Genomic DNA, 4,917 nt, shown 5'->3' on the forward strand with positions numbered 1-4,917 from the left:
TGCGGCGTTCGCCGGCGACCGCGAACGCCAGCGCACCGATGCCCGCGCCGAGTGCGCGCTGCACCGGCCACGGCAGGCGTGCCGCCAGCCACATCACGCCCAGCGCGAGCCAGGTCGGCCAGTGGCGCGGGCCTTTCGGCGGCGTGCCGGGGGAGGTCGGGGAAGCGGTGTCGGCCATCCGTCGATTCTAGCCGGCGACAACGCGATGGTCCGGCCCGCTGAAGTATCCTGCGCGGATGCGGATTGACCCCATCGAGCGCCTGCTGCGCGTGCTGTACTCGGCTGCGCTGTACCTGCTGGTGCCGGTGACGGTGTACCACCTGATCTGGCGTGGATTCCGCCAGCCGGCGTACTTCCAACGCTGGCACGAGCGCTACGCGCGCTACCACGATGCGGCCGGCCGGCGTGTGCTGTGGCTGCATGCGGTGTCGGTCGGCGAGGTCAACGCGGCGCTGCCGCTGGTCAACGCCCTGCGCCGCGGCCGGCCGGACCTGCGGTTGCTGGTCACCACCATCACGCCCACCGGCTCGGAGCGGGTGCGTGCGATCTGGGGCCACGACGTCGAGCACGTCTACCTCCCCTACGATCTCCCGGGCGCGGTCGACCGGTTCCTGCGGCACTACCGCCCGCACGCCGCGCTGATCATGGAGACCGAGCTTTGGCCGAACCTGCTGTTCGGTTGCCGCGACCACCGGATCCCGTTGTTCATCCTCAATGCGCGGCTGTCGGAGCGCTCGCTGCGCGGCTACCGGGTGCTGGCGCCGCTGGTGGGACGCGCGCTGCGCACGGTGCATACGGTGGCGGCCCAATCACTGGCGGATGCGGTGCGCTTCGTCCGCCTGGGAGCCCGGCCCGGGCAGGTGGCCGAGGTCGGCAACCTCAAGTTCGACGTCGCGGTGCCCGAAGCGATGGATGCGTTTGTCGCCGAATGCCGCCGGCATTGCGGCGACCGGCCGGCGTGGATCGCGGCGAGCACGCACGAGGAAGAAGAAGCCCCGGTGATCGCGATCCACCGCAGGCTCCGCGCCGTTTTTCCCGACCTGCTTCTGCTGTGGGCGCCGAGGCACCCCGAGCGGTTCCGGCAGGTGGCCGAGCACGCGCGTGCGTCCGGCTGGCAGGTTGGGACGCGGTCGCGCGCCCGCTGGCCGCAGCCGGGCGACGGGGTGTTCCTGGTCGACACGCTGGGCGAGCTGATGAACTTCTACGCCTGCGCCGATGCGGCGTTCGTGGGCGGCAGCCTGCAACCGGTGGGCGGGCATAACCTGCTCGAGCCGGCGGCCACCGGAACAGCGATCGTGACCGGGCCGCACCTGCACAACTTCGCCGAGATCTCGCGGCGGCTGGAGCAGGCCGGGGCGCTGCGGGTGGGCATCGACGCCGATGGCGTGGCGAACGAGCTCGCCGCCCTGCTGGGTGATCCGGCCAGGCGCGAGCAGATGGCCGAAGCCGGGCGCAAGCTGGTGGAAACCGGGCGCGGTGCGCTCGCGCAGACCCTGGTGCTGCTGCAGCCGGTGCTCCCGCCGCCCCCCTGACGGCGACGGCGGGAGTGGGGTCGGTTACTGGATGACCGAGTCGACCTGCGCTTCGGCGTCGGCGGTCAGCAGGCGGTTGATCTCCTGCACGTCCTCGACGTCGAGCGTGCCGGCCGCCTGCTCGAGCAGCAGCCGGCTCTGCAGGTAGTTGTAGCGGGCAAGCGCGTAGGCCTGCTGCGCGGTGAACAGGTTCTGCTGGTTGTTCAGCACGTCCAGCACGGTACGGGTACCGACTTCCAGGCCCACCTGCGACGCGTCGTAGGCGGCCTGGGCGGAGACCAGCGCCTGCCGGCGGGCCTCGACCTCGCTGATGCCCGCGACCAGCGTCTGGTAGGCACTGCGCGTGTTGCGCGCGAGCGCGCGGCGCTGCTGCTCCAGTTCATCGGACGCGATGTCGCGCTGGGCAATGGCCTGGCGGACGCGCGACTGGGTGTCGCCGCCGGAGAAGATCGGCACGCTCAGGGTGATGCCGATCTCGGGGCCGCGGCTCTCGCTTTCGATCGGGCTGGTGATCGAGGCCGGCAGGTCACTGCTGCTGAACGTGCGGTCGCCGGTGGTCTTGCTGTCGCCGTAGCTGCCGCTGAGGTAGAGCGTCGGCAGATGGCCGGCTCGCGCAGTCGCGACGTTGGCCTCGGCCGACTCGACGCGGAACTGCTGCGCCTGCAGCGCCGGGTTGTTCTGCATGGCGGTCTGGACCCAGCCGTCGACGCCTTCCGACACCGGCAGTTGCGGCTGGTAGTCGGCCGGCAGGCCCTGCAGGTCGCGCACCGGGCGGCCGGTGATCTCGGCCAGCGCCTGGTAGGCATCGGCCACCGCGTTGCGGGCGATGATCGTGTTGGCACGCGCGGTGTCGTACTGCGCGCGTGCCTCGTGGACGTCGGTGATCGGTGCCAGGCCCACTTCGAGCCGCTTTGACGCGAAATCGAACTGTTTCTGCAGCGCGGTCTCGGCGGCCTCGGCCGCGGCCAGGGTCTCAAGCTGCACCAGGACGTTGAAATACGCCGCCGAGGTGCGGGTGATCAGGTTGTCGCCCGCCGCCTCGAGCTGGAAGTCGCCCGCGCGGCTGAGGGCCTTCTGCCCGCGCAGGGTGGTGAACCGCGCCATGTCGAACAGCATCTGCCGGCCGTTGATGCCGACGCTGCGCGTGGTGGTCTCGCTTTCGATGTCGCCGGTGAACTGCAGGGGCTCGCCGGTGGCCGGGTCGAACTGTGTCTGGGTCGCCGGGCCTTCGCTGCGCGAGCGGCGCACGCTGGCGCTGCCGTCGAGTTGCGGCAGCATCGCCGCGCGCGCCTGCACCGCGCCTTCCCGGGTCACCAGCCGGCTGGACTCGGCGGCGGCGAACTGCGGGTCGCCGGCCCGTGCCATCTCGTAGGTCTGCAACAGGTCTTCCGCCGCGGCAGTGGCCGGCAGCAGGGCGAAGGCGAGGGCGAATACGAGCGGGCGACGGATCATGCTGTGTCCTTGGCGTTTAGAACTCGAAGGCGGGCTGGGGAGCCATGCCGGCGAGATAGGGGAGATCGGTCTCGAACAGGGATTCGATGCGCGGCTGGCCGGGTTCGTTGTGGACCAGCACCGCCTCCATCGCCGGTGACCGGCCGCGCACGACGAACATGCGCCCGCCCGGTTCCAGCCAATCGATGAAGCGCTGCGGAATCACGTCGACCGCGCCGGTGACGCAGACCGCGCTGAACCGCCGCGTGGTCTCCCACGCCAACGCGTCGGCGTGCACGACGTTGACGTTGGCCAGGCCCTGGGCGGCCAGTTGCGCGCGGGCGGTGTCGGCCAGGTCGGCGTGGCGCTCCAGGCTCACCACTTCGCGCGACAGCCGGCCCAGGCAGGCGGCCAGGAAGCCGCTGCCGGTGCCAATCTCCAGCACCGTGTCATGCAGGTCCAGCGCCAGTCCCTGCAGCGTCCGGCCCTCGACGACGGGCTTCATCATGCGTTCGCCATGCGGCAGCGGCAGTGGAATGTCGGTGTAGGCCAGCGCGCGGTGCGGGGCGGGAACGAACGCCTCGCGGGGAAGGCTCGAGAGCACGTCCAGCACGCGCGGGTCCAGCACGTCCCACGGCCGAACCTGCTGTTCGACCATCAGTTCGCGTGCCTTGGCGTAATCGATCGTGCTCATCAGTCTCTCTGGGGTTCGCGGTGGAGCCGCCAATTGTAATGGGCGCGGGCCCGCAAAGCCTGCCGTGCGGCGCCCGGGCGGCGTTTCGCGACCGCGACAGGATCGCCGCCGGCGGCGACCGGGACCGAGTGCCGGAAGTAACCGCGACCGCGGTCAGGGGTCATCGCGCGCCCGCATCCCGCCCATAGGCGCGCAGGAACAGGTCGACCGCCGCCGTCAGGTGGGCGTCCAGCTCGACCTCGTCGCACTGGCAACAGCCGAACACCAGCATGGCGTGCGGCTCGCCTTTCACCAGCGCGAAGAACTGGGTGGCGGCACGGTGCAGCGCGGCGGGGTCGGGGTCGATCGCGAGCACGCCGGTCGCCGCGCGCCGCGCGAGCAGCGCGGTGAATTCCTCGTGCACCCGCTGCGGCCCGGCCTCCCAGAACATGCGCGACAGCGCCGTGCCGGCCAGCTGCGGGGTGCACAGCATGCGGTGGCCAGCGACGGATTCGGGGCTGCTGACCATCGCGTAGAACGCCCGTGCGATGTCGAGCAGCCGCTCGCGCAACGGGGTGTCGGGCGACGGTTCGAACAGCGAGGACGGCAGCAGGTTCTTGCAGTGGGATTCCACCGCGGCGGCGAACAGCGACTCCTTGTCGCCGAAGTGGCTGTAGACGGTCAGCTTGGAGACCGCAGCCTCGGCGGCGATCTCATCCATGCTGACGCCGTCGAAGCCATGCATGACGAACATGCGCTTGGCCGCGTCGAGGATCGCGGCGCGCTTGCCCAGGTCCTTGGGTCGGCCGGGGCCGGGACCGCGGGCGGGCGTAGGGGGCGAGTCGGGTGAAATGCGTGCAGCCATGATGGAATACTAGACCAGCGGGTTCGATATTACTTACAGTACGCAATAGTTCATTAATTACGCCTGAGAGGCACCGGCATGCGCAGTCCGCGGAACCCTGCGATTCGACCCGGGCTCGCCGCCGTCCTCTTGGTGATGGTTGCGCTCGCGGCCGGATGCGGCAGTGACGAGGTCGCCGTGGAAACGGTCCGTCCCGTGCTGGTTACCCAGCCGACTGCAGCCGGGGACGCTCAGGCCTCGTTCGCCGGCGACATCCGGGCGCGCGAAGAGAGCCCGCTGTCGTTCCGCGTCGGCGGCAAGATCGTGGAGCGCCACGTCGACGTCGGCGACCACGTGCGCCGTGGCGAACTGCTGGCGACGCTGGATGCCGCCGACCTGCAGGCGCGTGCCCGCGCCGCGCGCGCCCGGTTGGCGGC

4 protein-coding genes and 1 pseudogene are annotated in these 4,917 nt (G+C 70.8%); 2 read left to right on the forward strand and 3 right to left on the reverse strand.

Going from position 1 to position 4,917, the window contains the following annotated elements; all coding sequences use genetic code 11:
- Positions 1-236: 236 nt before the first annotated feature.
- Positions 237-1,532: a lipid IV(A) 3-deoxy-D-manno-octulosonic acid transferase gene (gene waaA / locus ACKVMH_RS12725; RefSeq protein WP_412700575.1), complete on the forward strand. Its 1,296-nt coding sequence runs from the start codon at positions 237-239 to the stop codon at positions 1,530-1,532.
- Between the two features lie 24 nt (positions 1,533-1,556).
- On the opposite strand, the gene ACKVMH_RS12730 is transcribed toward waaA, so the two are convergent.
- The 3 genes from ACKVMH_RS12730 to ACKVMH_RS12740 form a co-directional block, all read right to left on the reverse strand.
- Positions 1,557-2,984 (reverse strand): TolC family outer membrane protein, encoded by a 1,428-nt coding sequence (locus tag ACKVMH_RS12730; RefSeq protein ID WP_412700576.1) that lies wholly within the window; start codon positions 2,982-2,984, stop codon positions 1,557-1,559.
- A gap of 16 nt (positions 2,985-3,000) precedes the next feature.
- Positions 3,001-3,657 (reverse strand): protein-L-isoaspartate O-methyltransferase family protein, encoded by a 657-nt coding sequence (locus tag ACKVMH_RS12735; RefSeq protein ID WP_412700577.1) that lies wholly within the window; start codon positions 3,655-3,657, stop codon positions 3,001-3,003.
- A gap of 160 nt (positions 3,658-3,817) precedes the next feature.
- Positions 3,818-4,489 (reverse strand): TetR/AcrR family transcriptional regulator, encoded by a 672-nt coding sequence (locus ACKVMH_RS12740; protein WP_412700579.1) that lies wholly within the window; start codon positions 4,487-4,489, stop codon positions 3,818-3,820.
- Positions 4,490-4,636: 147 nt separating this feature from the next.
- Here ACKVMH_RS12740 and ACKVMH_RS12745 point away from each other — a divergent pair.
- A pseudogene (locus ACKVMH_RS12745) lies at positions 4,637-4,917 on the forward strand (biotin/lipoyl-binding protein); the annotation flags it as partial.

This window comes from Lysobacter zhanggongensis, from assembly GCF_046638635.1.
In the GTDB taxonomy this organism is placed as follows: domain Bacteria; phylum Pseudomonadota; class Gammaproteobacteria; order Xanthomonadales; family Xanthomonadaceae; genus Novilysobacter; species Novilysobacter luteus.